Annotated in this window: 31 protein-coding genes and 1 rRNA gene; 11 read left to right on the forward strand and 21 right to left on the reverse strand. The window is 46.9% G+C overall.

Annotated features, from left to right (window positions below; all coding sequences use genetic code 11):
* The 3 genes from AN618_RS08770 to greA form a co-directional block, all read right to left on the reverse strand.
* A 16S ribosomal RNA gene (locus AN618_RS08770) occupies positions 1-302 on the reverse strand; the annotation flags it as partial.
* 306 nt (positions 303-608) lie between these two features.
* Positions 609-2081, reverse strand: coding sequence for a lysine--tRNA ligase (lysS, locus tag AN618_RS08775; RefSeq protein WP_066353980.1), 1473 nt, complete (start codon positions 2079-2081; stop codon positions 609-611).
* 18 nt (positions 2082-2099) lie between these two features.
* Entirely contained in the window at positions 2100-2576 is a 477-nt protein-coding gene (gene greA / locus AN618_RS08780) for a transcription elongation factor GreA (protein WP_066353982.1), read from the reverse strand.
* A gap of 329 nt (positions 2577-2905) precedes the next feature.
* Here greA and AN618_RS08785 point away from each other — a divergent pair, with 329 nt between their 5' ends.
* The 3 genes from AN618_RS08785 (at position 2906) to AN618_RS08795 (ending at position 5538) form a co-directional block, all read left to right on the forward strand.
* Complete coding sequence (locus AN618_RS08785) at positions 2906-3799, forward strand: cation diffusion facilitator family transporter (RefSeq protein ID WP_066353984.1); 894 nt, start codon at positions 2906-2908, stop codon at positions 3797-3799.
* Positions 3800-3952: 153 nt separating this feature from the next.
* Positions 3953-5260, forward strand: a complete 1308-nt coding sequence (gene brnQ, locus AN618_RS08790; protein ID WP_066353986.1) for a branched-chain amino acid transport system II carrier protein — start codon at positions 3953-3955, stop codon at positions 5258-5260.
* A gap of 14 nt (positions 5261-5274) precedes the next feature.
* Positions 5275-5538, forward strand: coding sequence for a hypothetical protein (locus AN618_RS08795; RefSeq protein ID WP_157081690.1), 264 nt, complete (start codon positions 5275-5277; stop codon positions 5536-5538).
* Between the two features lie 111 nt (positions 5539-5649).
* Here the strand turns inward: AN618_RS08795 and argH are convergent, their stop codons facing one another.
* The 3 genes from argH to argF are packed head-to-tail and all read right to left on the reverse strand — an operon-like array spanning position 5650 to position 9174.
* Positions 5650-6963, reverse strand: coding sequence for an argininosuccinate lyase (gene argH, locus AN618_RS08800; protein ID WP_066353989.1), 1314 nt, complete (start codon positions 6961-6963; stop codon positions 5650-5652).
* A gap of 19 nt (positions 6964-6982) precedes the next feature.
* The gene (locus tag AN618_RS08805; protein WP_066353990.1) at positions 6983-8179 is read right to left on the reverse strand and encodes an argininosuccinate synthase; all 1197 of its coding nucleotides are present in this window, start codon (positions 8177-8179) and stop codon (positions 6983-6985) included.
* 32 nt (positions 8180-8211) lie between these two features.
* Positions 8212-9174 (reverse strand): ornithine carbamoyltransferase, encoded by a 963-nt coding sequence (gene argF / locus AN618_RS08810; RefSeq protein ID WP_157081691.1) that lies wholly within the window; start codon positions 9172-9174, stop codon positions 8212-8214.
* Between the two features lie 145 nt (positions 9175-9319).
* Here argF and AN618_RS08815 point away from each other — a divergent pair, with 145 nt between their 5' ends.
* Genes AN618_RS08815 through hisIE form a run of 8 tightly spaced genes read left to right on the forward strand, consistent with a single transcriptional unit; the run spans position 9320 to position 15417 of the window.
* Positions 9320-10231 carry an ATP phosphoribosyltransferase regulatory subunit gene (locus AN618_RS08815; protein ID WP_066353996.1) on the forward strand — a complete coding sequence of 304 codons (912 nt, stop codon included), beginning with the start codon at positions 9320-9322 and terminating at the stop codon, positions 10229-10231.
* A 14-nt stretch (positions 10232-10245) separates the two neighbouring features.
* Positions 10246-10914, forward strand: a complete 669-nt coding sequence (gene hisG, locus AN618_RS08820; RefSeq protein ID WP_083515146.1) for an ATP phosphoribosyltransferase — start codon at positions 10246-10248, stop codon at positions 10912-10914.
* Positions 10889-12190: a histidinol dehydrogenase gene (gene hisD, locus AN618_RS08825; protein WP_066353997.1), complete on the forward strand. Its 1302-nt coding sequence runs from the start codon at positions 10889-10891 to the stop codon at positions 12188-12190. The genes hisG and hisD overlap by 26 nt, the downstream gene beginning before the upstream one ends.
* Positions 12172-12747, forward strand: coding sequence for an imidazoleglycerol-phosphate dehydratase HisB (gene hisB / locus AN618_RS08830; RefSeq protein ID WP_066353998.1), 576 nt, complete (start codon positions 12172-12174; stop codon positions 12745-12747). The genes hisD and hisB overlap by 19 nt, the downstream gene beginning before the upstream one ends.
* Positions 12748-13374, forward strand: a complete 627-nt coding sequence (hisH, locus tag AN618_RS08835) for an imidazole glycerol phosphate synthase subunit HisH (protein WP_066354000.1) — start codon at positions 12748-12750, stop codon at positions 13372-13374.
* Positions 13352-14080 (forward strand): 1-(5-phosphoribosyl)-5-[(5-phosphoribosylamino)methylideneamino]imidazole-4-carboxamide isomerase, encoded by a 729-nt coding sequence (locus AN618_RS08840; RefSeq protein ID WP_066354002.1) that lies wholly within the window; start codon positions 13352-13354, stop codon positions 14078-14080. Before hisH ends, AN618_RS08840 begins: the two co-directional genes overlap by 23 nt.
* Positions 14049-14813: an imidazole glycerol phosphate synthase subunit HisF gene (hisF, locus tag AN618_RS08845; protein ID WP_066354004.1), complete on the forward strand. Its 765-nt coding sequence runs from the start codon at positions 14049-14051 to the stop codon at positions 14811-14813. The genes AN618_RS08840 and hisF overlap by 32 nt, the downstream gene beginning before the upstream one ends.
* On the forward strand, positions 14800-15417 hold the full coding sequence (hisIE, locus tag AN618_RS08850; RefSeq protein ID WP_066354006.1) for a bifunctional phosphoribosyl-AMP cyclohydrolase/phosphoribosyl-ATP diphosphatase HisIE: 618 nt from the start codon (positions 14800-14802) through the stop codon (positions 15415-15417). Before hisF ends, hisIE begins: the two co-directional genes overlap by 14 nt.
* 174 nt (positions 15418-15591) lie before the next feature.
* Here hisIE and trxB read toward each other — a convergent pair whose 3' ends face one another.
* From trxB to AN618_RS08925, 15 genes are all read right to left on the reverse strand, one after another.
* Positions 15592-16512, reverse strand: a complete 921-nt coding sequence (gene trxB / locus AN618_RS08855; RefSeq protein WP_066354008.1) for a thioredoxin-disulfide reductase — start codon at positions 16510-16512, stop codon at positions 15592-15594.
* 140 nt (positions 16513-16652) lie between these two features.
* Complete coding sequence (gene rpsI, locus AN618_RS08860) at positions 16653-17042, reverse strand: 30S ribosomal protein S9 (RefSeq protein ID WP_066354010.1); 390 nt, start codon at positions 17040-17042, stop codon at positions 16653-16655.
* Between the two features lie 15 nt (positions 17043-17057).
* A complete protein-coding gene (rplM, locus tag AN618_RS08865) occupies positions 17058-17492 on the reverse strand; it encodes a 50S ribosomal protein L13 (RefSeq protein WP_066354011.1) in 435 nt (144 codons plus the stop codon).
* Positions 17493-17556: 64 nt separating this feature from the next.
* Positions 17557-18288 (reverse strand): tRNA pseudouridine(38-40) synthase TruA, encoded by a 732-nt coding sequence (gene truA, locus AN618_RS08870; RefSeq protein ID WP_083515147.1) that lies wholly within the window; start codon positions 18286-18288, stop codon positions 17557-17559.
* 9 nt (positions 18289-18297) lie between these two features.
* Positions 18298-19095 (reverse strand): energy-coupling factor transporter transmembrane component T family protein, encoded by a 798-nt coding sequence (locus AN618_RS08875; RefSeq protein WP_066354015.1) that lies wholly within the window; start codon positions 19093-19095, stop codon positions 18298-18300.
* The gene (locus AN618_RS08880) at positions 19088-19951 is read right to left on the reverse strand and encodes an energy-coupling factor transporter ATPase (RefSeq protein ID WP_066354017.1); all 864 of its coding nucleotides are present in this window, start codon (positions 19949-19951) and stop codon (positions 19088-19090) included. Before AN618_RS08880 ends, AN618_RS08875 begins: the two co-directional genes overlap by 8 nt.
* Positions 19936-20766 (reverse strand): energy-coupling factor transporter ATPase, encoded by an 831-nt coding sequence (locus AN618_RS08885; RefSeq protein ID WP_066354019.1) that lies wholly within the window; start codon positions 20764-20766, stop codon positions 19936-19938. Before AN618_RS08885 ends, AN618_RS08880 begins: the two co-directional genes overlap by 16 nt.
* 33 nt (positions 20767-20799) lie before the next feature.
* On the reverse strand, positions 20800-21132 hold the full coding sequence (rplQ, locus tag AN618_RS08890) for a 50S ribosomal protein L17 (protein WP_066354025.1): 333 nt from the start codon (positions 21130-21132) through the stop codon (positions 20800-20802).
* A gap of 15 nt (positions 21133-21147) precedes the next feature.
* Entirely contained in the window at positions 21148-22098 is a 951-nt protein-coding gene (locus AN618_RS08895; protein WP_066354103.1) for a DNA-directed RNA polymerase subunit alpha, read from the reverse strand.
* A gap of 43 nt (positions 22099-22141) precedes the next feature.
* Entirely contained in the window at positions 22142-22768 is a 627-nt protein-coding gene (gene rpsD, locus AN618_RS08900; protein WP_066354028.1) for a 30S ribosomal protein S4, read from the reverse strand.
* A 30-nt stretch (positions 22769-22798) separates the two neighbouring features.
* Positions 22799-23176 carry a 30S ribosomal protein S11 gene (gene rpsK, locus AN618_RS08905; protein WP_066354105.1) on the reverse strand — a complete coding sequence of 126 codons (378 nt, stop codon included), beginning with the start codon at positions 23174-23176 and terminating at the stop codon, positions 22799-22801.
* A gap of 34 nt (positions 23177-23210) precedes the next feature.
* Positions 23211-23582 (reverse strand): 30S ribosomal protein S13, encoded by a 372-nt coding sequence (gene rpsM, locus AN618_RS08910; RefSeq protein ID WP_066354030.1) that lies wholly within the window; start codon positions 23580-23582, stop codon positions 23211-23213.
* Positions 23583-23597: 15 nt separating this feature from the next.
* Positions 23598-23711: a 50S ribosomal protein L36 gene (rpmJ, locus tag AN618_RS08915; RefSeq protein ID WP_066354032.1), complete on the reverse strand. Its 114-nt coding sequence runs from the start codon at positions 23709-23711 to the stop codon at positions 23598-23600.
* A 16-nt stretch (positions 23712-23727) separates the two neighbouring features.
* A complete protein-coding gene (infA, locus tag AN618_RS08920) occupies positions 23728-23946 on the reverse strand; it encodes a translation initiation factor IF-1 (protein ID WP_066354035.1) in 219 nt (72 codons plus the stop codon).
* Between the two features lie 19 nt (positions 23947-23965).
* Positions 23966-24253: a KOW domain-containing RNA-binding protein gene (locus AN618_RS08925; protein ID WP_066354038.1), complete on the reverse strand. Its 288-nt coding sequence runs from the start codon at positions 24251-24253 to the stop codon at positions 23966-23968.
* Positions 24254-24259: the final 6 nt, after the last annotated feature.

A 24259-nucleotide genomic window follows, 5' to 3' on the forward strand; every position in this document is an offset into this window, starting at 1 on the left:
GCTACCCGTCGTCGCCTTGGTGAGCCGTTACCTCACCAACTAGCTGATGGGCCGCAGGCCCATCCACCACCGCCACCTAAAAGGCAGCTTTCTTTACCAGCCATGCGGCTAGCAAAGGTATCGGGTATTACCCCCAGTTTCCCAGGGCTATCCCCGTGTGGTGGGTAGGTTGCCTACGTGTTACTCACCCGTCCGCCGCTAAGGTGGCTTCCAGCTTACGCCTTCCACCACCCCCGCTCGACTTGCATGTGTTAGGCACGCCGCCAGCGTTCGTCCTGAGCCAGGATCAAACTCTCAGGTTAAATTTAATTCTTAAAGCAAGCTCTTCGCTTACTTTAATTACACACCTTTCGGCTGAAACTCTCAGGCGTGGCACTGTTCAGTTTTCAAGGTTCATTGCGTCACATTTTATTATTTTATTAAGTTGCTTTGTTTTTGTCAATACCTTCTTTTGTCTTCCGGAAATTCTTCATCGGTTGCTCTCGTGACGTCGCAAGGAGTAATATACCACATAATCTGCTTACATTTCAACACTTATTTTTTGTTCATATTCGACAATTTTATGCATTAAAATTGCTTTTTCTACGTTTATCTCTTTTTTCTTCGATTTAGGACTTGGGTCTCATGGTCGGGAACAGGATTACATCCCTTATGGAATACGAATCCGTAAGGAGCATGACCAATCTATCTATTCCAATCCCAAGCCCGCCGGTAGGAGGCATGCCGTATTCGAGGGCGATAATAAAATCCTCGTCGAAGGCATGGGCTTCTTCATCCCCCGCTTCTCTTTCTTTAAGCTGCTCTAAAAACCTTTCCCTCTGGTCGATGGGATCGTTCAGCTCCGAGAAAGCGTTCGCCATCTCCCTGCGGGTTATGAAAAGCTCGAAACGATAGGTGAAGTCGGGGTCGTCTTCCTTTCTCTTTGCTAAGGGCGATATCTCAATCGGATAATCCATTATGAAAGTGGGCTGCACCAGGTGTTCCTCGACCTTTTCTTCGAAAATAGCGTTCAATACTTTCCCTTTCGTGTCTTTATCTTCCACCTCTACCCCCAACTTTTTCGCAATCTCCCTGGCCTCCTCATCGGTTTTTATTTCATCGAAATCCACGCCGGTGTATTTTTTTACGGCTTCTTTCATGGTCATCCTCTGCCAGGGCGGGGTAAGGTCAATTTCCTCGCCTTGGTAAACAACCTTGGTGGTACCCAGAACCTCTTTTGCAATATGGGAGATCATGTCTTCGGTAAGCTCCATCATATCGTGATAATCGGCATAAGCCTGATAAAGTTCTATCATCGTGAACTCCGGGTTGTGCTTTATGGATATGCCTTCATTTCTAAAATCCTTGCCTATTTCGTACACCTTTTCAAATCCGCCAACTATGAGCCTCTTCAGATAAAGTTCCGTGGCTATGCGCAGATACAAATCCATGTCGAGTGCATTGTGATGGGTGATAAAAGGCCTCGCCGCGGCACCGCCGGCAAGGGGTGTGAGCACCGGCGTTTCCACTTCCATAAATCCACGGGCGTCCAAGTAATCCCGCATAGCCTTTATTATTTTGCTTCTCAGGACGAAAGTCCTTCTCACATCGGGGTTAACAATCAGGTCCAGATAACGCTGGCGGTACCTGGTATCCACGTCTTTCAACCCGTGCCACTTCTCCGGCAAGGGCCTGAGGGACTTGGCAAGCAGCGTGACCTCATCGGCCATTACCGATATTTCTCCCTTTTGGGTCTTGAATACCTTTCCCTTTATACCCACAATATCTCCTATGTCCAGTTTCTTAAAAATTTCGTAATTTTCATCGCCCACGTGATCCTTTTTTATGTAAATTTGGAGGCGGCCTTTTTCATCCTGTATGTCAAAAAAGGCCGCTTTGCCGTGGCCGCGTATGGCCATTATTCGACCAGCAACGGAAGTGTCTTTGCCTTCCAGCTCTTCGAAGTTCTCTTTTATTTCCAGGCAATTATGAGTCCGGTTGTATTTTTGGCCGTATGGATTTACCCCCATCCTGCGAAGTTCTTCCAATTTCTGTATCCTTGCTTTGATTATTTCGTTGCCTTCAAGCTCCATATTTTCCATTTATTCACCCTCCATTTATTACTTTTTAATCTCCTCTATTTTATACTTTACCAGTCCGGCAGGAACATTTATCTCGATGACGTCCCCCTTCTTCGCCCCTATAAGAGCCTTGCCTACGGGTGATTCATTGGAAATCTTAAGCTCGATGGGATTGGCTTCCGCCGAACTCACGATGGTATATTCTATAACTTCACCGGTGTCTAAATCCCTTACAAGGACTTTCGAACCCAAAGTAACCATATCCGTTGATATGTCGGCATCATCTATAACTTTGGCGTTTCTCAGCTTTTCTTCAAGCATGGCAATCTTACCTTCAATGAAAGCCTGTTCATTTTTAGCATCATCGTATTCGGAATTCTCGCTAAGGTCGCCAAAGGCAATGGCTTGCTTTATGCGGTCGGCAACTTCCTTTCTTTTCACGGACTTCAGGTACTGAAGTTCTTCCTCTAATTTTTTTAACCCTTCTTGAGTAAGTACTACTTCCTTCTTAGACATGTACTTTCTCCCCTTTGAAAAAATAATATATTTATACTAATCTATGTCAATAGCTACTTTTTAATTTAATTTTTTAGGCTATTTTACACTTTCAAACGCCCTTTTTAGCCTCCCCTCCTCATACTTTTGTTATTATAATGCAGTGAAAGAAAGCTGTCAAGAATTTTCTATATTTAACCCGTCTCTTCAGGAACAACAATCCCGACTGTTAATATAATATGTTATAAAGCCGAAACAAAATCATCCGTATTGACCATGCATCGCGGTTGTGTTATAATTCATCGCAATGCCATCGTGCTTCGATTTTTTAATTTCCGGGAGGAAAAACTATGAATGACACGACGGCAAATTATAAAAAAATAAGAAGGGTTTTATGGAGCGTAATGTTTCTAAACCTTTCGGTAGCCGTTTTAAAAATAGCTGCTGGTCATCTTATATCTTCCTCCAGTATGGTCGCAGACGGTTTTCACTCCCTTTCCGACGCCAGCAACAACGTAATAGGGCTCATCGGCGCCGCCATAGCTTCAAAACCGGCAGACGCCACGCATCCCTACGGGCACGGTAAGTTCGAGGCATTTACAGCAACGGCACTAGCTTTGATGTTGTTTTTCGTAAGCCTCAACATAATTAAAGGTGCTTTCGAGAGATTTTTGCACCATCAGATTCCCGAAATAAATACCCTCAGTCTTTTAGTCATGATTATAACGATATTAGTGAACTTGGCAGTAATTTTTTACGAAAGCAGAGAAGGAAAAAAGCTCCACAGCCAGATTTTGCTGACCGATGCGGCCCATACCAAAAGCGATGTGTACGTTTCCCTTTCAGTCCTTTTAGGGTTGCTGGCTGTTAAAACCGGCTATACTCTGGCAGACCCTCTGATATCCTTAATAATAGCATTGCTGATTTTAAAGACGGGAGCGGAAATAATAAGAGAGACCAGCAAAGTGCTTTGCGACGCCGCTGTAATAGAACCAGAGGAAATAATCTCGTTCATAAAAGGCATAAATGGAGTGAAGGACTGCCACGGAGTCCGAACTCGCGGCCGAGAGGATGATTTTTCAGTCGACCTTCATATACTGGTGAACCCTTCCATGACCGTCCAAGAATCCCACAGGCTTCATCACCTGATAGAAGAAGAGCTGCGCCAGAAATTCAAGGGTGCAAATCAAATTCTAATTCACATCGAGCCGTATTCGGATTTTATAGAGCGAAAAACTCATTAAGTCAGAGCCGGCATTTAAAATGTTCGGCTCTTTTCTTTTTTTGTCAATTGAGGCCCCTGTTCGAATAGATTAAAATTATGGTATAATGTTGTTGTTTTAAAAAAGCTTTTCAATGCTAAAAATTATTTACAATTCGCGGGAGGTATCAAAACCATGCACAAAAAAATAAACGATGTAATGGTAATCGGCTTTGCCCTCTTTGCCATGTTTTTCGGAGCGGGTAACCTAATCTTCCCGCCATACATAGGCTTTCAACTAGGGGATAAATGGTTTTTGGGTCTAATGGGCTTCATGCTCACAGGAATCGGTCTACCCCTTTTAGGTATCATCACGATGGCCCAACACGAAGGAAGTTTTGAAAATTTCGCCGGAAAGGTTGGCAAAGCTTTCGCTAACGGACTTTATTTCGCCATAGTTTTGTGCATAGGTCCGCTCCTTGCAATCCCGAGGACGGGAGCAACCACATACGAAATGGGCATAGCCCCTATCATGCCGGATTTCAACATATTGGCGGCATCATTAATTTACTTTTTGATAAATATATATTTCACTATAAACCAATCCAAGGTTATAGACTATATAGGCAAAATTCTGACTCCTTCCCTTCTTGCAATGCTGGCGGTAATAATAATTAAAGGCATAATAAATCCCATTGGCGGATTTGCCGAATCGAATATAGCCAATCCTTTTGGAAGGTCTTTTTCCGAAGGATACCAGACCATGGACGCCCTTGCTTCTATAGTTTTTGCCGGCATAATAATAAACGCAGTTCGAGAAAGAGGATATGAAAAAGCACAAGAGAAGATTAAATTGACGATTATTTCCGGACTAATAGCCGCTCTCGGGCTGCTTTTCGTATACGGAGGTCTTATGTATCTTGGGGCCACCGCCTCGACCCTCTTTGACGGAGAAATCGGCAAAACGGCATTATTAATTTCCATAGTGGAAAAGGAACTCGGCAGTTTCGGAAAGGTAGCCCTCGGCCTTGCGGTTTCCCTCGCTTGCCTTACCACCTCGGTAGGTTTAACGGCAACTGCGGCAGAATACTTCAGCCGTTTGACCAAAAACAAAATAAGCTACAAAGCCATGGTGGTAATAATATCCCTCTTAAGCGCTTTCATCGGTGCGTTTGGAGTGGAAAAAATCATTAAATTTTCTGTCCCCATTCTGGTATCGGTGTATCCGGTGGTCATAGTTTTAATCTTAATGAACGCCTTCAGTTCGTTCATCAAAAACGAGCGCTGCTATGCTTACGCCGCTATTTTCACGCTGCTTATAAGCATCGTCGACGGTTTGTCGGCCGCCGGGTTAAACCTCAACAAAGTATACGAAGCTCTCTATTACCTTCCCTTTGTGAAGGAAGGTTTCGCCTGGGTTTACACGGCGATGTTTGGAATCATGCTGGGCATGATCCATTCGGCTTTCAATAAAAAACTGGAAAAAGAAAACGGTTTAAAATGATGTTGATTTTGCCCGTGAACCACCAAATCAACGACAGGATAATAGAATTCATAGAAGTAAACATCGAACCCAAGTTCATCGTACTGAAAAAAATTCACGCCTTGCTCACCGAAACTTTCGGGCTGAAAGCAATTTATGCGATTTTTTCCATTATACTGTCTATAATTTTATACTGTGGAATTACGGCTTTATTAAAAAGAAAATACGACGTCTTTCTGACGGTCACCATCGCATTTTTCATAGTGCTGGGCTTCATGCTCACACTGCTTGGATTATAACAGCCGGCCGGGGGCATCAAATACCCCCGGCTTTTCATTTTGTGTTTTTCCCTTAAATCCTTTTTATATTGTTCGAGATTTGAGTTAGCCCACCGGAAGGTGAGCTAAGTTTCATAAAGCCTTTATATTTTTAACATTCTCGGGATTATAAGAAAGTCCCAGCACATCTTCACTGAAAAGCTCGGAAAAATTCTTTAATTCGACAAGGCTCAAATCCTTCAACTTTTTATTCTTCTTGATGCAGTAAGACACCATTTTCCCCACTATTTCGTGAGCCGCTCGAAAGGGCATGCCCTTTTTTACCAGATACTCGGCGTAATAGGTGGCGTCGGCGAAACTGTCTTCGACGGCCTTCATCATGTTCTCCTTTTTGATTTTCATGGTCGAAAGAAGCCCGGGAAGCACTTCCAGGCAGGAAATTACAGTGTCCACCGTATCAAAAAGCGGCTCTTTGTCTTCCTGCATATCCCTGTTGTACGAGAGCGGCAGGCCTTTCATGAGCGCAAGAACAGCCATCAGGTTTCCGAAGACCCTCCCTGCCTTTCCCCGGATGAGCTCCAATACGTCCGGGTTCTTCTTCTGCGGCATTATGCTGCTTCCGGTCGCAAAGCCGTCGTCCAGCTCTATAAAGTCGAATTCGGAAGTGCTCCACAATATCAGGTCTTCCGCCATCCTTGAAAGGTGCACCATGAGGATGGCCGAGCAGGATATGAATTCTATTACGAAGTCCCTGTCGCTTACGGCATCCATGGTATTTTCGTACATTTTGGAAAACCCGAGGAGCTCCCTGGTGTACTCCCTGTCTATGGGAAGCGTGGTCCCGGCCAGTGCACAGGCCCCGAGGGGCATCATGTCCGCTCCTTTCATTGCCGAATAAAAGCGCTCCTTATCCCTTTTGAGCATTTGATAATAGGCGTCGAAGTGCACGGCGAGGGTAACCGGCTGTGCCCTCTGAAGGTGGGTGTAGCCGGGCATAACCGCATCCCGGTTTTCCTCCGCCAGTTTCCAAAGGACTTTCATTACTTTGTCGATTTTCCCGACCACCTCGGAAATTTTCTGCTTCACGTAAAGGTGCAGGTCTAGTGCCACCTGGTCGTTTCGGCTCCGGGCAGTGTGGAGTTTTCCGGCCACCGGCCCTATTTTTTCAAAAAGCCTTTTTTCGATGTGCATGTGGATGTCTTCAAGTTCGAAGGTGAAGGGAAATTGACCCCGTTCTATCTCCAACTTTATTTCTAAAAGTCCCCTTATAATCTCCGCCGCTTCCTGTTTTGAAATTATCCCCGTTTTGGCCAGCATCCTGGCGTGGGCCATGCTGCCCAATATGTCCTGCTCGTAGAGCTTCCTGTCGAAATCGATTGAGGCTGTGAATTTTTCAACAAGGCCGTCGGTTTCCTTTTCAAACCTCCCGGCCCATAGCTTTTTCATTGCAGACTCCCCTCCACTACTAGTACTCCTTCTTATTTACCTGGGCGTAGACCTTCGTGGGCAGTCCCCACAGGGCGATGAAACCGACTGCCGCCTTGTGGTCGAAAAGGTCTCCCTCCGCATAGGTGGCAAGCTTTACGTCGTAAAGTGAATGGGGCGATTTTCTTCCCACCACTGTGGCGTTGCCTTTGTATAATTTTACCCTGACGGTGCCACTCACGACCTCCTGGGTCTCTTCTATAAAGGCATCCAGGGCTTTTTTCAGCGGCGAAAACCACAGGCCGTTGTATATAATTTCGGCGTATTTTTGCTCGATGATGTATTTAAAATGCAGAACTTCCCTCGGCAGCGTCAGGCTCTCCAGGTGCCTGTGGGCTTCAATAAGCAAGAGTGATGCGGGACATTCGTAAACTTCCCTGGATTTTATGCCCACAAGTCTGTCCTCCACGTGGTCTATCCTTCCGAAACCATGACTTCCTGCAATTTTATTGAGATTTGCCACAAGTTCGGCCGGCGTCATCTCTTTTCCATCCACGGCAACGGGAGTGCCCTTTTCAAAGGTTATCTCGACATAGGCGGGTTCATCAGGAGCCTTCTCGGGAGAAATCGTCCACTCGAAGGCCTCCTCGGGTGGTTCAACCCACGGGTCTTCCAATATTCCGCATTCTATGCTCCTTCCCCAGAGGTTCTGGTCTATACTGAATGGGTTTTCCTTCCCAACCGGGACGGGAATGCCGTTTTTGGCAGCGTAATCGATTTCTCCCTCCCGGGACATGGTCCATTCCCTCACCGGGGCTATAACTTTCAGCTCCGGCGCAAGCGCCGCTACCGACAAATCGAACCTCACCTGGTCGTTGCCCTTGCCGGTACAGCCGTGAGCCACCGCAAAGGCCCCTTCTTTCTTTGCGATTTCCACCAGGTATTTGGCAATAAGGGGTCTTGAAAGCGCGGTGCTGATGGGGTATACTCCCTCGTAAAGTGCGTTGGCTTTTAGGGCTTTAAAGGCGTAATCTTTTATGAATTCTTCCTTGACGTCTGCCACGTAGCATTTTTCAGCACCTATGCGCACCGCCTTTTCCTTTATATAATCCAGGTCCTTCCCCTCTCCCAAGTCAGCGCAGAACGCTACTACCTCGCAGTCGTATTTTTCCTTCAGCCACTTTATGGCAACAGAGGTGTCGAGCCCTCCAGAATAAGCGAGCACTACCTTTTTCATGCAGAACATCCTCCTTTTTCTTATTTTTTTAATCACAGCAAAAGCGTAAGGATTGCCTTTTGGATGTGTAGGCGGTTTTCAGCCTGGTCGAACACCACCGAATTGGGCCCTTCGATGACCTCTTCCGTGATTTCCTCACCCCGGTGTGCCGGCAGGCAGTGCATGACGATGACGTCGGGTTTTGCCGCTCTAAGAAGCTCTTCGTTTACCTGGTATCCCGAAAAAGTCTTTTTCCTTTCGCTTTCCTCTGCTTCCTGTCCCATGCTGGTCCAGACATCGGTGTATATTACATCGGCGTCCATTGCCGCTTCTTTCGGGTCTTCCGTCACTACGATGAGGGAATTGTTCGATTTGGCATGGAAAAACGCTTTTTCCAGCACTTCCGGCTCCGGCTGGTAGCCCTTCGGCGCCCCGATGGCTAGGTTTATACCCATTTTGGCGCAACCGAAGATCAGGGAATTTGCCATATTGTTGGCCCCATCGCCTATAAAGGCCAGTTTAAGTCCCGCAAGGGCGTTCTTTTTTTCTAATATTGTCAAAAAGTCCGCCAGCACCTGACAGGGGTGTTCAAAATCGGAAAGCCCGTTTATCACTGGGACATCCGCGTATTTGGCGAGGATTTTCACGTCCTCATGCGAATACGCCCTGATGACTATCCCGTCTAGGTACCTCGAAAGGACTCTGGCTGTGTCCTCTAGCGTTTCTCCCCGCCCCAGCTGGAGGTCGTTTTTGTTTAAAAACAGGGCATAGCCACCCAGCTGCCACATGGCCACCTCAAAGGACACTCTCGTTCGAGTAGAGGGTTTTTGAAATATCATCCCCAGGGTCTTCCCTTTTAGCGGTGTGAAATCTCCTCCGTATGTTCTAATCCTCTTAATTAGCCGGGCAAACTTTATGATTTCTGCAATCTCGCTCTTGCTCAAATCACACATCCCCAGGAGGTCTTTCCCTTTAAGGTCCGTATCCTTTTGAAATTCCAGGACATCTGCCTTCAACAGATTCACCCCCTTGATTTGTTATTATAATTATACATACTGTCGCATATATATGCAACTAATTTTTTTATTTAAGTTTCAAAAAACACCTTGATTTTTTCAATTTAATATATTACTATGTTAAAATATAAAAGGAGATGGTAACATGAATTTAAAAAACGAGCTTTCGCTGCCGGCGGGTTTTTTCGACCTAGAATTCGAAAAAGCAGCCGCGAAAAGAAGGCTTGAAAACCATTTCGCGGATATCTTCGTAAATAAGGGATACAGAGAATTTTCCCCGTCGCTCATAGAAAACTACGAGCTTTCCGATTTTTCCCTTGTGCCAAAAAACAAAATTTTTAAATTCATAGACAAAAGCGGCGATATACTGGCGCTCCGGTGGGACTACACCACTTCCCTAGCCCGCTTCTTAAAGATGAACTCGGAAAAAATTTCCTTCCCTCTCAAGGTTTTCTACTGCGGAAGTGTTTTTCGCTTTTTCGAAGGGTCCATGGGAAGGCCGAGGGAGATCATCCAGTTCGGCGCAGAGATAATAGGAGGAGACGTGGATGGTGAAATAGAGTTAATTAAGGGCATTTTTGAGTTTTTAAAGGGAACCGGTGTAAAAGGCTTAAGAATTTCTGTTTCGGAGGCGGAATACTTAAAAAGATTGCTTTCAGCCGAACATCTCCCCGCGGAAAGCCTTGAAAAAATCCTTCATGCCATAAAGTGCAAAGATTTTATAATGCTTAACGAACTAGCTTCCGCTCTTTTTCCCGAACAACGGGAGGATTTATTTGACACCCTCTTGTCCGGAAAAAATTCCGTCGATTTTAGGCCCGAAATGGAAAATTTCCTGGAAAAGTTAAAAAATAGCCTTTTTAATATTCCGGTGGATTTCGACCCCTCACTCGTCCTCGATTTCGACTACTACAACGGTCCTATGATTGAAATTTACGACCAAAACAAAACGTCCATCGGTAAGGGCGGCCGTTACGGCTTTTTATCGAAAATGTTTGGCATTGACAAAAATGGATTCGGCATCGCTCTGAATTTAAATTACATCCTGGGTCTGTAGTAGGAGGATACAAAATGGAGTACTTAACCGTAGCTGTACCGAAGGGCAACCTTTTTGATGAAAGTCTAAAACTTCTCGAATACATCGGCTTCCCGGCAAATCAGCTAAAAAAAGAGGAAAACCGAAAGCTCATATTTACGGACACGAGAGCAAAGATGAAAGTTGTCGTAACGAGAAACTTCGACGTCCCCGTCTACGTCGAGCACGGAGCTGCCGATTTTGGAATAGTGGGTAAGGATGTCATAGCCGAGATGAAGCCGGACGTAATGGAACTTTTGGATTTAAGATACGGCCGGTGCACCCTCTGCCTTGCCGGAAGAGAAAAGGAAGACCCGAAGTTTTTAAACAACGTAAGGGTTGCTACAAAATATCCTAATCTTGCTTCTCACTTCCTCTCCAAAGAAGGGATAAGGGCAAGGATAATAAAGCTGCACGGGAACATAGAACTTGCACCCCTTCTCGGACTTTCGACTTACATCGTGGACCTAGTGGCCACCGGCAAGACATTGAAAGAAAACAATCTTTCCATAATAAAACCTTTTTTTTCGTCCTCCGCACGCCTCATCGCCAATCCCTTCAGCTGGAAACTAAAAAGGGACTCGATGCTTGAATTTTTTGAAAAAGCCCGTATTTACGTGGAGGAAAGGAGTGGGTCAAATGCTTCCGGTTCTCACGGAACATGAACTTTTTGAACGGCTCAGAAAAAGAGCACAAAGTTTCGAAAAAGCCCGCGATGCCGTAAAAAAAATCAAAGAAATGGTGCTCTCCTCCGGAGACGATGCCTTAATCAGGCTTACCTCGGAACTAGACGGAGTAACTTTGAACAAAAATACTATGAGGTTCCCGGCAAAGGGGATTGAAGAAAGCGAAAAGTCCATCTCGCCCTCTTTAAAAAAGGCTATGGACCTTGCTTTTGAAAGGATTTTCGATTTTCACGAAAGGATAAAACCTCAGAACAAGCTCTTTTTCGACAATTACGGCAACCTTATGGGGAAAATTTACAAGCCCGTCGAAAGCGTAGGCGTTTATATACCCGGAGGCAGCGCCGCTTACCCTTCATCCGTCTTGATGAATATAGTGCCCGCGCTGGTGGCGGGCGTCAAAAAAATAGTCGCCGTCACTCCGCCCAAAGCTGAACCCCCGCATCCCGCCGTTTTATACGCCTTAAAATTATGCAACGTAACAGAGCTTTACACGGTAGGGGGTGCTCAGGCCATTTTCGCCCTCGCCTACGGGACGGAAACCATTCCAAGAGTCGACAAAATAGTGGGGCCAGGCAACGTATATGTGGCCGAAGCCAAGCGCGAAGTGTCTGGCGTAGTGGGTATCGACGGCTTCGCCGGTCCTTCCGAAGTGGTGGTGATAGCCGACAGTTCGGCCAATCCCCGGTGGGTGGCCGCCGATTTGCTTGCGCAGGCAGAACACGATGAAAATGCCACATCGATACTTCTTTCCTGCGACGAAAGTTTGATCGAAGAAGTAAGAATCGCTCTGCAGTCTTTCCTTGCCACCCTCGAAAGCGGAAAGACCGCGTCGTCGTCCCTTTCTAAATGGGGCGGAGCCATTAAGGTAAAGGATGTATATGAGGCCATTGAAATCTCAAACCGAATCGCGCCGGAGCACCTGGAACTCATGGTAAAAAATCCCCGGACTTACATCGGGTATATAAAGAACGCTGGAGCCGTCTTCCTCGGGCCTTTCTCGGCCGAGGCTTTGGGCGATTACATCTTAGGTCCGAGCCACGTCCTGCCTACCAGCGGCACATCGCGGTTTTCTTCGGGGCTTTCCGCCGAAAATTTCATGAAGGCAACGAGTCTAATCTCGGCAACCCCTGCAGGTTTTTTTGCCCTTTCTCCCTGTGCCGGCGAAATTGCTAAAGCCGAAGGCCTACCGGCCCATTATCTTTCGTTAAAAATTAGAAACGGGAGGGAATTTGCGGGATGCGAACCGCGGCACTAGAAAGGAAAACAAGCGAAACTCAAATCAAGGTGGCTTTGAATCTGGACGGCAGCGGGAAAAGTACGGTTAAAACCCCGATTGGAATTTTCAACCATTTCCTTTCCCTTTTTTGTTTTTTTTCAAAAATAGACCTGGAAGTCTATGCTTCGGGAGATTTGGAGGTGGATGAACACCATCTTATGGAAGATACGGGAATAGTGCTGGGACAGGCCATAAAAGGCGCCCTGGGTGAAAAGAGAGGCATAGCCCGATTCGGATGGTCTGCTGTTCCCATGGACGAAGCGTTGGTTCTGGTGAGCCTCGACCTTTCCGGAAGGTCCCACCTTAATTACGACCTTTCTGTTCCCGAATGGGTGGGAAAGGTAAAAGGCGAAAGTTTTAAGGAATTTTTCCTGGGATTCGTACGGGGCGGGGAGCTGACCCTTCACATAAAGGGCCTGTCCGGTGAAAACGGCCATCATATCATGGAATCGGCATTTAAGGGTCTCGGAATGTGTCTGAAATCGGCGAAGGCACTCGTTGACGACAGGATACCTTCCACTAAGGGCGTGATTTAAATGATAGCCATTGTAGATTACGGTATGGGAAACCTGATGAGCGTCCAAAAAGCTTTTACTCACCTGGGATTTGAAGCCAGGATAGTGTCGGAAGAAAGCAAAATCAAAAAGGCAAAAGGCGTGGTGCTGCCGGGCGTGGGAAATTTCGGGCAGGCCGTGGCCAATATAAAAAGCCGCGGCCTCTGGCAGGCCATAAAAGATGCGCTCGCCGAAAAACCTTTCCTGGGAATCTGCCTCGGCATGCAGCTTCTTTTCGAGGGAAGCGAAGAAAGCCCCGAATTTCCCGGTTTTTCAAAGTTTCCCGGGAGGTTTATCCTTTTTAAAAGCGATGTCAAAGTCCCCCACATGGGGTGGAATTCAGTTAGGTTCATAAAAAACTCGCCCATCGCAAACGGCCTTGATGGCGAGGAATTCTTTTATTTCGTGCATTCATACTACCTTCCCTTTTTAAGGGAATATACGCCTTTTGCCTTAGGCATTTCCAATTATCAAGAAAAGTTTATCGCAGCCGTAGAGTCAGAAAATATCTTTGCCTTTCAGTTTCACCCGGAAAAAAGCGGCAAAAAGGGACTTAAGATTCTGGAAAATTTCGGGAGGATTGTATATGGAAATAATTGCGGCCATTGACATAATGGGAAAAAAGGCCGTCCGGTTGTATAAAGGTAATAGGAGCACAGCCAAAGTGTACGGCAATGCGGTGGAGTTTGCAAGGAAATGGCAGGATATGGGAATAAGATACCTCCACTTGGTGGACTTAGACGGTGCCTTTGAAGGCGTCCCGAAAAATATCGATACCATTCTGGAAATCCGCAAAATATTCACGGGCATGATACAGGTTGGCGGGGGAATAAGAAGCATTGAAGCGGTGAAAATGCTAAAAGATACCGGGGTCGACAGAATAATAGTGGGAACAAAAGCCCTCACCTCTGCGGATTTCCTTTTTAAGGTCAGGGAAATATTGGCGGATAAACTTTTTGTAGCCCTTGACTTTAAGGGTAACGAGCTTGCGACAAAGGGCTGGGAAAGTTCGCTCCCTTTTGAAAAGGTAAAAGATGTTCTGGAAAGTATCGGACCTTCGGGTTTTGTAGTGACCGACACCGACCTCGACGGAACTCTCTCCGGCCTCGAAAAGGCAAGGATAGAAACTTTAATAGCAAAGCTATGGGGCAGGATAATCTATTCCGGAGGCATAAGGGACGAAAATGACGTAAAAGTTTTGCTTTCAATCCCCCGTATTTCCGGCGTGATAATAGGAAAGGCGCTTTACGAGGGCACTATAAGGATAAAAGAGGTGCTTTCTTATGCTGACCAAGAGAATAATCCCCTGCCTTGACGTCAAGGACAACCGGGTGGTGAAAGGGATCGAGTTTTTATCGCTGAGGGATGCCGGAGACCCCGTGGAACTTGCGGCGTTTTACGACGAGGCCGGAGCCGACGAGCTGGTCTTTCTTGATATTACCGCTTCTTACGAAAAAAGAAAGACGGTGGTTGAACTCTGCAGGAGGACTGCGGAGAAGGTTTTCATTCCCTTCACGATCGGCGGGGGCATATCGGATATCGAGGATATAAGGGCCATTTTAAGGGCAGGTGCCGATAAAGTTTCGATAAATTCCGCCGCTGTAAGGGACAGGAGCCTGATTAAAAGAGGAGCCATGACTTTCGGCAGACAATGCATCGTCGTGGCTATAGATGCAAAATTCAACGGAAAGTTCTACGAAGTTTACATCGACGGCGGAAGAACTCCCACCGGAATGGACGCGGTATCCTGGGCAAAAGAAGCCGAATCTTTAGGCGCCGGCGAAATACTCCTCACCTGCATGAACAGGGACGGAACGAAGAGGGGCTACGACCTCGAACTTTTAAAACTCATAACGGGCAGTGTAAATATCCCCGTAATAGCTTCCGGGGGAGCGGGCTGCCTTGAGCACCTTTACGAAGCCCTGACTTTAGGCGGAGCGGATGCGGTTCTCGCCGCCTCCATCTTCCACTACGGGGTTTACACCATAAGCGAGGCGAAAAAATTCCTGCAGGAAAAGGGGGTACCGGTTCGCCTTGTTGAAATTTGACGATTTAAAGAAAGATCTTTCAGGCCTTGTGCCGGTAGTAGTACAGGATGAAGCGACCTTCGAAGTGCTCATGCTGGGCTACCAAAATGAAGAAGCTTTCGAAAAAACGCTGGAGACCGGTCTTGTGCATTTTTACAGCAGAGAGCGCAAAAAACTCTGGCTTAAAGGTGAAACTTCCGGGAATTACCTGAAAGTAAAGGCCGTGTATGCCGACTGCGATGCGGACGCCTTGTTGATACTGGCCAAACCCCGGGGCCCGACGTGTCATACCGGCAAAAAAAGTTGCTTTTTCAATAAGATTATGGAATCCGGTTTTCCCAAGGGCGGTTTCCTTTATTATCTGGAAGACCTTTTAAGGCAAAGGAAAGAAGTTAAGAAAGAAGGTTCCTATACTTCAAAGCTATTTTCCGAAGGAAAGGACAGGATTTTAAAAAAAGTAGCGGAGGAAGCGGGCGAATTTATAATCGCATCTAAAAATAAAGACAACCGGGAAATTGCCTACGAAGGAGCGGATCTACTTTTTCACTTAATGATGGCTTTGGTAGAGGAAGACATGGGGTTAAGCAACCTCATCGATGAACTGATATCCCGGCACAAGAGTTAAAAAAAAGGATTATGGTTTTTGAACCATAATCCTTTTTTTACTTTTTTTATTTTTATTTTTATACTTTTTTGTTTTTCATTCCCTGATATTCCTAAACCCACTACAAAAACGCTCTTATCTACGCTCTTTAGTCTTCTCCCATGCAACTTTTTTATTTTCCCTTGTTAAGCCACTTTACCTCATCTGGTGTTCTTCTAAATACTTTTCGGCCGAAACCGCTGCCACCGCTCCGTCGGCCACTGCAGTTACCACCTGGCGCAGGGACTTTTCCCTTATGTCACCGGCCGCGAAAAGCCCGGGCACGCCGGTTGCCATGTTTTCGTCGGTGATTATGTATCCCTTTTCGTTCAGCTTTACCAAATCCTTCACTATGGCCGTGTTGGGGTCCCAACCTATGGCAACAAATACGCCGTCCACCGGAATCGATGTGGTCTCCCCGGTCTTCAAGTTTTTCACCACGACCTCCTGCACGGCATCGGCGCCCCTTATTTCCTCAACCACCGAATCCCAGATAAATTTAATCTTTTCGTTTTTAAAAGCCCTTTCCTGCAGTATTTTTGTGGCCCTAAGTTCGTTTCTGCGGTGCACTACGGTCACGCTCCTGGCAAAGTGGGTGAGAAAAAGAGCCTCTTCAATGGCCGTATCGCCGCCGCCTATGACCATTACGGTCCTGTCCGTATAGAAGGCTCCATCGCAGGTAGCGCAGTATGATACCCCTTTGCCGGTAAACTCCTTTTCGCCTTTTACGCCAAGCCTCCTTGCCTGGGCTCCCATTGCGAGTATCACCGTCTTGGCCTCTACGGTCTCATTTTTGAGGTGCAATAAAAACTTTTCGTTTTGTTTTTCGATTTTTTCCACTTCGCCGTTTAAAAACTGGGCGCCGAATCTTTCGGCCTGCTTTTTCATGGCCTCGGTGAGCTCCGCCCCGCCTATACCTTCGGTAAATCCGGGGTAGTTTTCGATAATGTCCGTAATCGCAGCCTGGCCACCCGGATACATCTTTTCGATAATCACCGTTGAAAGCCTGGCCCTGGCACCGTAGATGGCAGCCGAAAGTCCAGCAGGGCCTGCACCGATTATAGCAAGGTCATACATGTTGGTCCCTCCTAAAAATTGTTATTAATTTGAATCTGATTTAATTCTATATATTTATAAGATTTTTGTCCAGTTATAGTTTGTTAAAATATAGAAAGAATTATCAGCATCAAAAAAAAAAAGAAGGACGATGTCCTTCTTTACCTCTTGGAAAACTGCGGCGCACGACGGGCTTTCTTGAGGCCGTACTTTTTCCTTTCCACCATTCGCGGATCGCGGGTGAGCAATCCCTCTTTTCTCAGCATCGGCCTGTACGCTTCGTCCACCTGCACCAAAGCTCTCGCGATACCGAGTCTTACCGCACCGGCCTGGCCTGATATACCGCCGCCCTTTACGCTGGCTATTATGTCGAACTTGCCCAAAGTGTTGGTGACCACCAGGGGTTTTAAAATGTCGCTCCTCAGTGTCTCAAGGGGAAAGTAATCTTCAAAAGCCCTCTTGTTTATAAGTATCTTGCCGGTCCCCGGTGTCAACCATACCTTGGCAACGGAAGTCTTCCTCCTGCCCGTGGTCAAGATAGCTTCTTTCATGCCCAACCTCCTTCCTTATCCCTCGTACTGCAATTCTTTAGGCTGCTGGGCTTGATGGGGGTGTTCCGGTCCCCTGTAAACCCTCAGTTTTTTAATCATCTTCCGTCCAAGAGAATTATGGGGAAGCATGCCCCACACAGCCTTGTATATTGCCTTTTCGGGGGCCCTCTGTAAAAAGTGCCGGTAGGTTTCGGCCTTCAAACCGCCAGGATAAAGGGAATGTCGGTAGTATATCTTTTTGTCCAGCTTTTTGCCCGTAAGAATTACTTTTTCGGCGTTCACTATTATCACGTGGTCGCCCGTATCCACGTGGGGAGTATAAATGGGTTTGTGCTTTCCTTTCAAAATTTTTGCCACCTGAGCGGCCAGTCTTCCTAAAGGCTTATCCGTAGCATCTATAACGTACCATTCCCGCTTTATTTCACCTTTTTTAGCCATGTACGTGCTCATCCTATCCCTCCTTAAACCACAAGGTTATTTTATTATAAGCCTCCATCAGTGTCAAGCAGTTCATTCAATACACGACCTTTTCGAGACACAGGCCATGAGCCGGCAGCGTTATACCAGCCCTTTCCCTATCTCTAGAGCTAATCACCGAGGGAATCTCTTCAGGAGTCCTCTTTCCGCTCCCAACCTCCAGCAAGGTTCCTGCGATTATTCTTACCATGTTGTATAAAAATCCGTCAGCTTCAACTTCGATGGTAATTACGTCCTTATTTTTTTTAACTTCCAACCTCATGACATTTCTAATCGACGACTTAACCGGGCTCCCTGATGCCCTGAATGCCGTAAAATCGTGTACACCTACGAATGCCTTGGCCGCTTCCTGCATTGCTTCCACATCTAGAATATGGGGATAAAAATAGCTGTATTTTCTCATAAGTGGCGACGGAAAAGGTGCATTGTATATGGTATAGGTGTAAACCTTGGCTTTTGCGCTGTAACGGGCATGAAAATCATCGGGTACCTCTTCCGCACCCTTCACCACTATATCTTCCGGAAGATGACTGTTTATTGCATACGGCAGCCGCTCCACAGGTATGCGGCAGTTTGTGTGAAAATTCGCTACCTGTCCCCGGGCATGTACGCCCGCATCGGTTCTTCCGGCTCCTATGACCTTCACTTTTTCTCCGGTAACCTTGTAAACCGCCTCTTCAACTACCTCCTGAATCGTCAAGGCGTTTTTTTGCCTCTGCCATCCGTGGTAATTGCTGCCGTCGTATTCTAGTAAAATTTTAACGTTCAAAACAGTCACCTACCACAAAAAGCGGCTTGCTAAACATCCAGCTGCAAAAATGCCGGTAGCAACAAAAGCAAATAAATCTTCGCGGGTCATTTTAAGCGTCTTCATTCGGGTTCGGTTTTCGCCGCCGCGGTAGCACCTAGATTCCATAGCCATGGCAAGGTCGTCCGCCCTTCTGAATGCGCTGATGAAAAGCGGCACCAAGAGCGGAACCAGGCTTTGCGCCCTTTTTACTATATTCCCGCTGGAAAAGTCGGCACCCCTGGCCATCTGGGCTTTCATTATCTTGTCGGTTTCTTCCATCAAAGTCGGTATAAACCTCAATGCAATGGTCATCATCATAGCGAGCTCGTGAGCCGGTACTCCGACTTTGCTGAAGGGCTTCAAGAGGCTTTCGATTCCATCGGTTAGCGAAATGGGCGAAGTGGTTAGCGTCAAAAGCGACGTCCCAACTATTAAAAGCACCAACCTCAGCACCATGAACGTACCCTGATAAAGTCCTTCGTAAGTTATGCTCAGAGGACCGACTTCGTAAATTACCCTGCCCTTTATCATAAAAAGATTCAGCACAAAAGTCAGCAGGATGATTATTAAAAGCGGCCTGAGCCCCCGAAGCATGTATTTTATAGATATTCCCGAAAGCAGCGAGGCAGCAGCTATGAAAATAAGTGGGAAAGCGTAACCTGCAAAATCGTCTATCACAAAGAGTAGCACCATAAACGCGAAGGTTATGAGTATTTTTGTCCTCGGGTCTAACCGGTGTATTACCGAATTTCCGGGTATATACTGGCCGATGGTTATCTCACGCATGACCCTTCCTCCTCGCTGCCCTCAAAATTTCCGCCTCGGCTTCCTCCACCGTCAGCACATCGGTTGCCACGTCTTTCCCTTTATTCTTGAGCTTTATCATCAGATGGGTTACCTGGGGGATATCGAGGCCTATGGAGGCAAGGGCTTCGTAATTTTTAAACACCTGCTTTGGAGTGCCGCTTTCTACCATCCGCCCTTTATGCATCACCGCAATTTTGTCCACGAGTTTTGCTATATCCTCCATGCTGTGGGATACAAGGATGACGGTTATATTCTGCCTTTCCCGGAGCCTGACTATTTGCCCCAATATTTCATCGCGGCCTCTTGGGTCTAACCCCACGGTGGGCTCGTCTAGAATCAGCACTTTGGGTTTCATGGCAAGTACGCCGGCTATGGCAACCCTTCGCATCTGTCCACCGCTGAGTTCGAAAGGCGAGCGGTCCTTTATCTCGTCATATTTCAACCCCACCAGTTCGAGGGCTTCCTTAACCCTCCGGGTGACTTCTTCTTCCGGCAGCCCTAAATTTTTGGGGCCGAATGCCACGTCTTTTTCCACCGTTTCTTCAAAAAGCTGATGTTCGGGGTATTGAAAGACCAGACCTACTTTCTGCCTTATTTCCCGCAAGTTTACCCCGCGTTCGCTTATGTTTACGCCGTCAACTATTACCTCACCCCACGTGGGTTTCAAAAGCCCATTTAAATGCTGAATCAGCGTGGATTTCCCCGAACCTGTGTGCCCTATGAGCCCCCAAAACTCCCCGTCTTCGACATTCCAGTTCACATCCCGTAAAGCCACCGACTCAAAAGGGGTGCCGGGCATGTATATATGAGTCAGATTTTTTACAACAATGGGCATAGGCATTCCACCATTTCGTCTATCGTAAGAACATCGTTTCTAACTGCCAGCCCCTGACCTCTCAGCCTGTGCGCAAGCTCCGTAACCTGGGGTACGTCAAGTCCGATTGCCTTGAGCTTACCAACCTTTGAAAATATTTCCCTTGGCGAGCCTTCCATCACCACCCGCCCTTCGCTCATCACGATGACCCTTGCGGCTTCCACTGCTTCTTCCATAAAATGCGTGATGAGCACTATGGTCTTGCCTTCTTCCCTGTTGAGACGCTTTACGGTGTTGATGACTTCTTTGCGTCCTACTGGGTCCAGCATGGCCGTGGGCTCATCCATTATAATGTAATCGGGCCTCATAGCAATTATGCCGGCTATCGCAACCCGTTGTTTTTGACCTCCGGAAAGAAGGTGGGGAGGTTTTTGAGCGAAATCCTTCAGTTCCACTATTTCCAAGGCTTCATCCACTCTCTTTCTTATTTCCTCAGGAGGCACACCCAGGTTTTCGGGGCCGAAGGCCACGTCCTCTTCAACCACCGTGGCTACTATTTGATTGTCAGGGTTCTGAAAAACCATGCCCACCTTCTGGCGTATTTTCCAAACGTTTTCCCTGTCCCGCGTGTCAAGGCCGTCGACCGTAACCCTGCCTTTGGTCGGCACAAAAAGGCCGTTGAAAAGTTTTGCAAGAGTGGATTTTCCCGAACCGTTCGGGCCTATTATGGCTACAAATTCCCCTTTTCTTATCCTCAGGTCCACGTCTTTAAGAGCCATCTTCGACGACTGGGAATACTGGTAACAGACGCCTTCTGCTAAAATTTCGGCGGCCATTTTACCGCCCCCTTCATTCATAGCAAATAGGGGTTACACGAGCTCGATAACCACCATGGAAGAAGAATCGCCGCGCCTCGGGCCAATTTTTAAAATTCGTGTATAGCCGCCGTTTCTCTCACTGTATTTCGGAGCTATTTTTTCAAAAAGGTTTTTCACGGTAGTTTCATCTAGGACTTCGGCAAGCACCATACGCCGGGCTGCCAAATCGTTCCTCTTTGCAAGGGTTATCATCTTCTCTGCTAGGCGGCGAACTTCTTTGGCACGGGCTTCTGTAGTTATAATTCTGCCATGCTTAAATAACGAAGTCACCATATTCCTGAGCATCATATTTCTGTGCGCACTGTCTCTTCCCAATTTTCTCATTCTCTCAACCCCCTTTTAAGCTTCTTCGGATTTTTTGAACGACAGGTTAAACGCCGCCAACTTCTCCTCAATTTCTTCCAGGGATTTTTTACCCAGGTTTCTTACTTTCATTATCTCTTCAGGCGTCTTTTGAATCAACTCTCCTATGGTGTTGATGCCAGCCCTTTTGAGGCAATTATACGACCTGACGGATAGGTCCAGTTCCTCAATCGGCATTTCAAGGAGCTTTTCTTTTTCGTCTTTCTCCTTTTCAACCGGCGGTTCGGCTTTTTTAACCTCAGTGTTGAGGGTGGTAAACAGGCTGAAATAATCCACCAGTATCTTTGCTGCGGCGCTTACGGCTTCGTCGGGCTTTATGGTGCCGTTAGTCCATACTTCCAGGGTGAGCTTATCGTAATCGGTTACCTGGCCCACCCTGGTGTGCTCCACCGTGTAATTAGCTTTGATTACGGGAGTGAAAATGGAATCGATCGGTATTACCCCTATGGGCTGTCCCGGTTTTTTATTTTTATCGGCGGTGACGTAACCCTTGCCTTTTTCCAGAGTCAGCTCCGCAAAGAGTCTGCCGTCCTTTTCCAAAGTGGCGATATGGTGGTCCTTGTTGACTATTTCCACGTCGGCATCGCAGATGATGTCCTTAGCCTTAACCTCGCCTTCTCCCTGGGCTTCAATCCTGAGGATCTTGGGCTCGTCGCTGTACATTTTTATCGCAAGCCCTTTTATATTCATTATTATCTCTACCGTATCCTCAAGAACTCCGGGAAGTGTGGAAAATTCGTGCTGTACGCCTTCTATCTTTACAGAAGTCACAGCAGCTCCCGGCAGCGAGGATAAAAGGACCCTTCTAAGAGAATTGCCAAGGGTGGTTCCGTATCCTCTTTCCAGCGGTTCGATAACAATCTTCCCGTAAGTATTGTCTTCGCTTAACTCCACCAGCTCTATCCTTGGCTTTTCAATTTCATTCATCAACAATATTACCCTCCTCGTGCAATTTTGAAATGAGGGCACATTACTTGGAGTATAGCTCTACGATGAGGTGCTCCTGTATGGGCACGTCGATGTCTTCTCGGTTTGGGTACCTCAATACTTCTCCGGTAAGGGTATCGTAATTAACAGACAACCATTCGGGCATAACTTTGCCCTTGCCGAGCTCCGCCATCTCTTTGAATAAATCTAAAGACCTGCTTTTTTCTCTGACGGCAATTACATCTCCCGGCTTTACCTGATAGGACGGAATGTTGACTTTTTTGCCGTTGACCTCAATGTGCCCGTGCCTTACAAGTTGTCTTGCCTGTGCGCGAGATTTGGCAAATCCAAGGCGGTATACCACATTGTCCAAGCGGCATTCCAGAAGGCGAAGCAGGTTTTCGCCGGTTACACCCTTCCTTCTCGAAGCTTCCTCAAAGTATATCTTGAACTGTTGTTCCAACACCCCGTAAATCCTCTTGGCTTTTTGCTTCTCCCTGAGCTGCAGACCATATTCGGAAAGTTTCCTCTTCATCTGTCCGTGCTGACCGGGCGCATATCCCCTGCGGTCAATAGCGCACTTTGGAGTATAGCACCTTTCCCCCTTAAGGTACAGTTTTATTCCTTCACGGCGGCACAAGCGACATACTGGACCTGTATATCTTGCCATTCTTTATTTCCACCTCCTGAGTTTTATTTCTTACACCCGACGGCGTTTCGGCGGCCTGCATCCGTTGTGGGGAATCGGCGTTACGTCTTTTATCACGCTTATCTCCAGTCCGGCTGCCTGAAGCGAACGAATGGCTGCTTCCCGCCCGGGCCCTGGCCCTTTCACGAGGACTTCCACGGTTTTAAGGCCGTACTCCATGGCTTTTTTCGCAGCCGACTCTGCTGCCAGTTGAGCCGCAAAAGGAGTGCCTTTCCTCGAACCTTTAAAACCTACCGTTCCCGCACTGGCCCACGTAATTGGATTTCCCGCCTCATCGGTTATGGTTACTATCGTATTGTTGAAAGTCGAGTGGATATGGGCTTTGCCCTTTTCCACGCGCCTTTTTTCCCTGCGCTTCTTCGAAGTCATTGCCACTTTGCATCACCTCCATAATTTATTTACCTTATTTGCTGCGCTTTGTTCCGACAGTCTTTCTGGGACCCTTCCTGGTCCTAGCATTAGTGCGAGTCCTTTGCCCGCGGACAGGCAATCCCTTTCTGTGACGTATTCCTCTGTAACATCCGATTTCTATCAATCTTTTGATGTTCATCGCCACTTCACGGCGCAGGTCTCCTTCGACCTTGTAGTTCTTTTCTATTATGTCCCTGAGATTGGATATCTCTTTCTCAGTCAGGTCCTTTACTCTCGTGTCGGGATTGACCCCCGCTTCTTTCAGTATCTTGTTCGAGAGGCTCCTGCCTATACCGTAGATATACGTCAGGGCTATTTCAACCCTTTTGTCTTTCGGCAGGTCCACGCCCGCGATCCTAGCCATCCACTCACTCCTCCTTTAACCTTGTCTTTGCTTATGCTTTGGATTTTCGCAAATTACCATAATTCTGCCCTTGCGCTTTACTATCTTACACTTTTCGCATATTTTCTTTACAGAAGGCCGAACTTTCAACGTTAATTCCCCCTTCTTATTTGTAGCGGTATACTATTCTGCCTCGACTTAAATCGTAAGGAGAAAGCTCTACCGTAACTTTATCGCCTGGCAGTATCCTTATATAGTTCATCCTGATTTTGCCGGATACGTGAGCCAAAACCTTATGACCATTCTTCAATTCCACTCTAAACATCCCGTTAGGAAGAGGCTCCACAACTGTGCCTTCTACTTCTATGACATCCTCTTTGGACATAAAGGCCCTCCTCCCTCCTTTAAGACCTGTTATCATCGGGTTTTTCAACCAATTCTTCGAGGGCTCTTCTTATTTCTTCGTTGTAAACCTTCCGTCCGTTCATGATTTTCTCGTGTATGAAACCTGATTTCCTGTTTAAAATCTTCAGGTGCTTCAACTTCTTCTTCTTGGGCTTTTCTATTTTCCTCAGCTTGCCATCCGCCACGTACACGTATTCGGAGTCGATGATCCCCACCACCAGCATAAATCGCCCTTTATCGCGCCCAGCACAAGACATGACTACCTGGCCTGGTTCCACTTCTTTCATATCAAC

Origin of the sequence: Fervidicola ferrireducens, from assembly GCF_001562425.1 — a bacterium.
In the GTDB taxonomy this organism is placed as follows: Bacteria; Bacillota; Thermosediminibacteria; order Thermosediminibacterales; family Thermosediminibacteraceae; genus Fervidicola; species Fervidicola ferrireducens.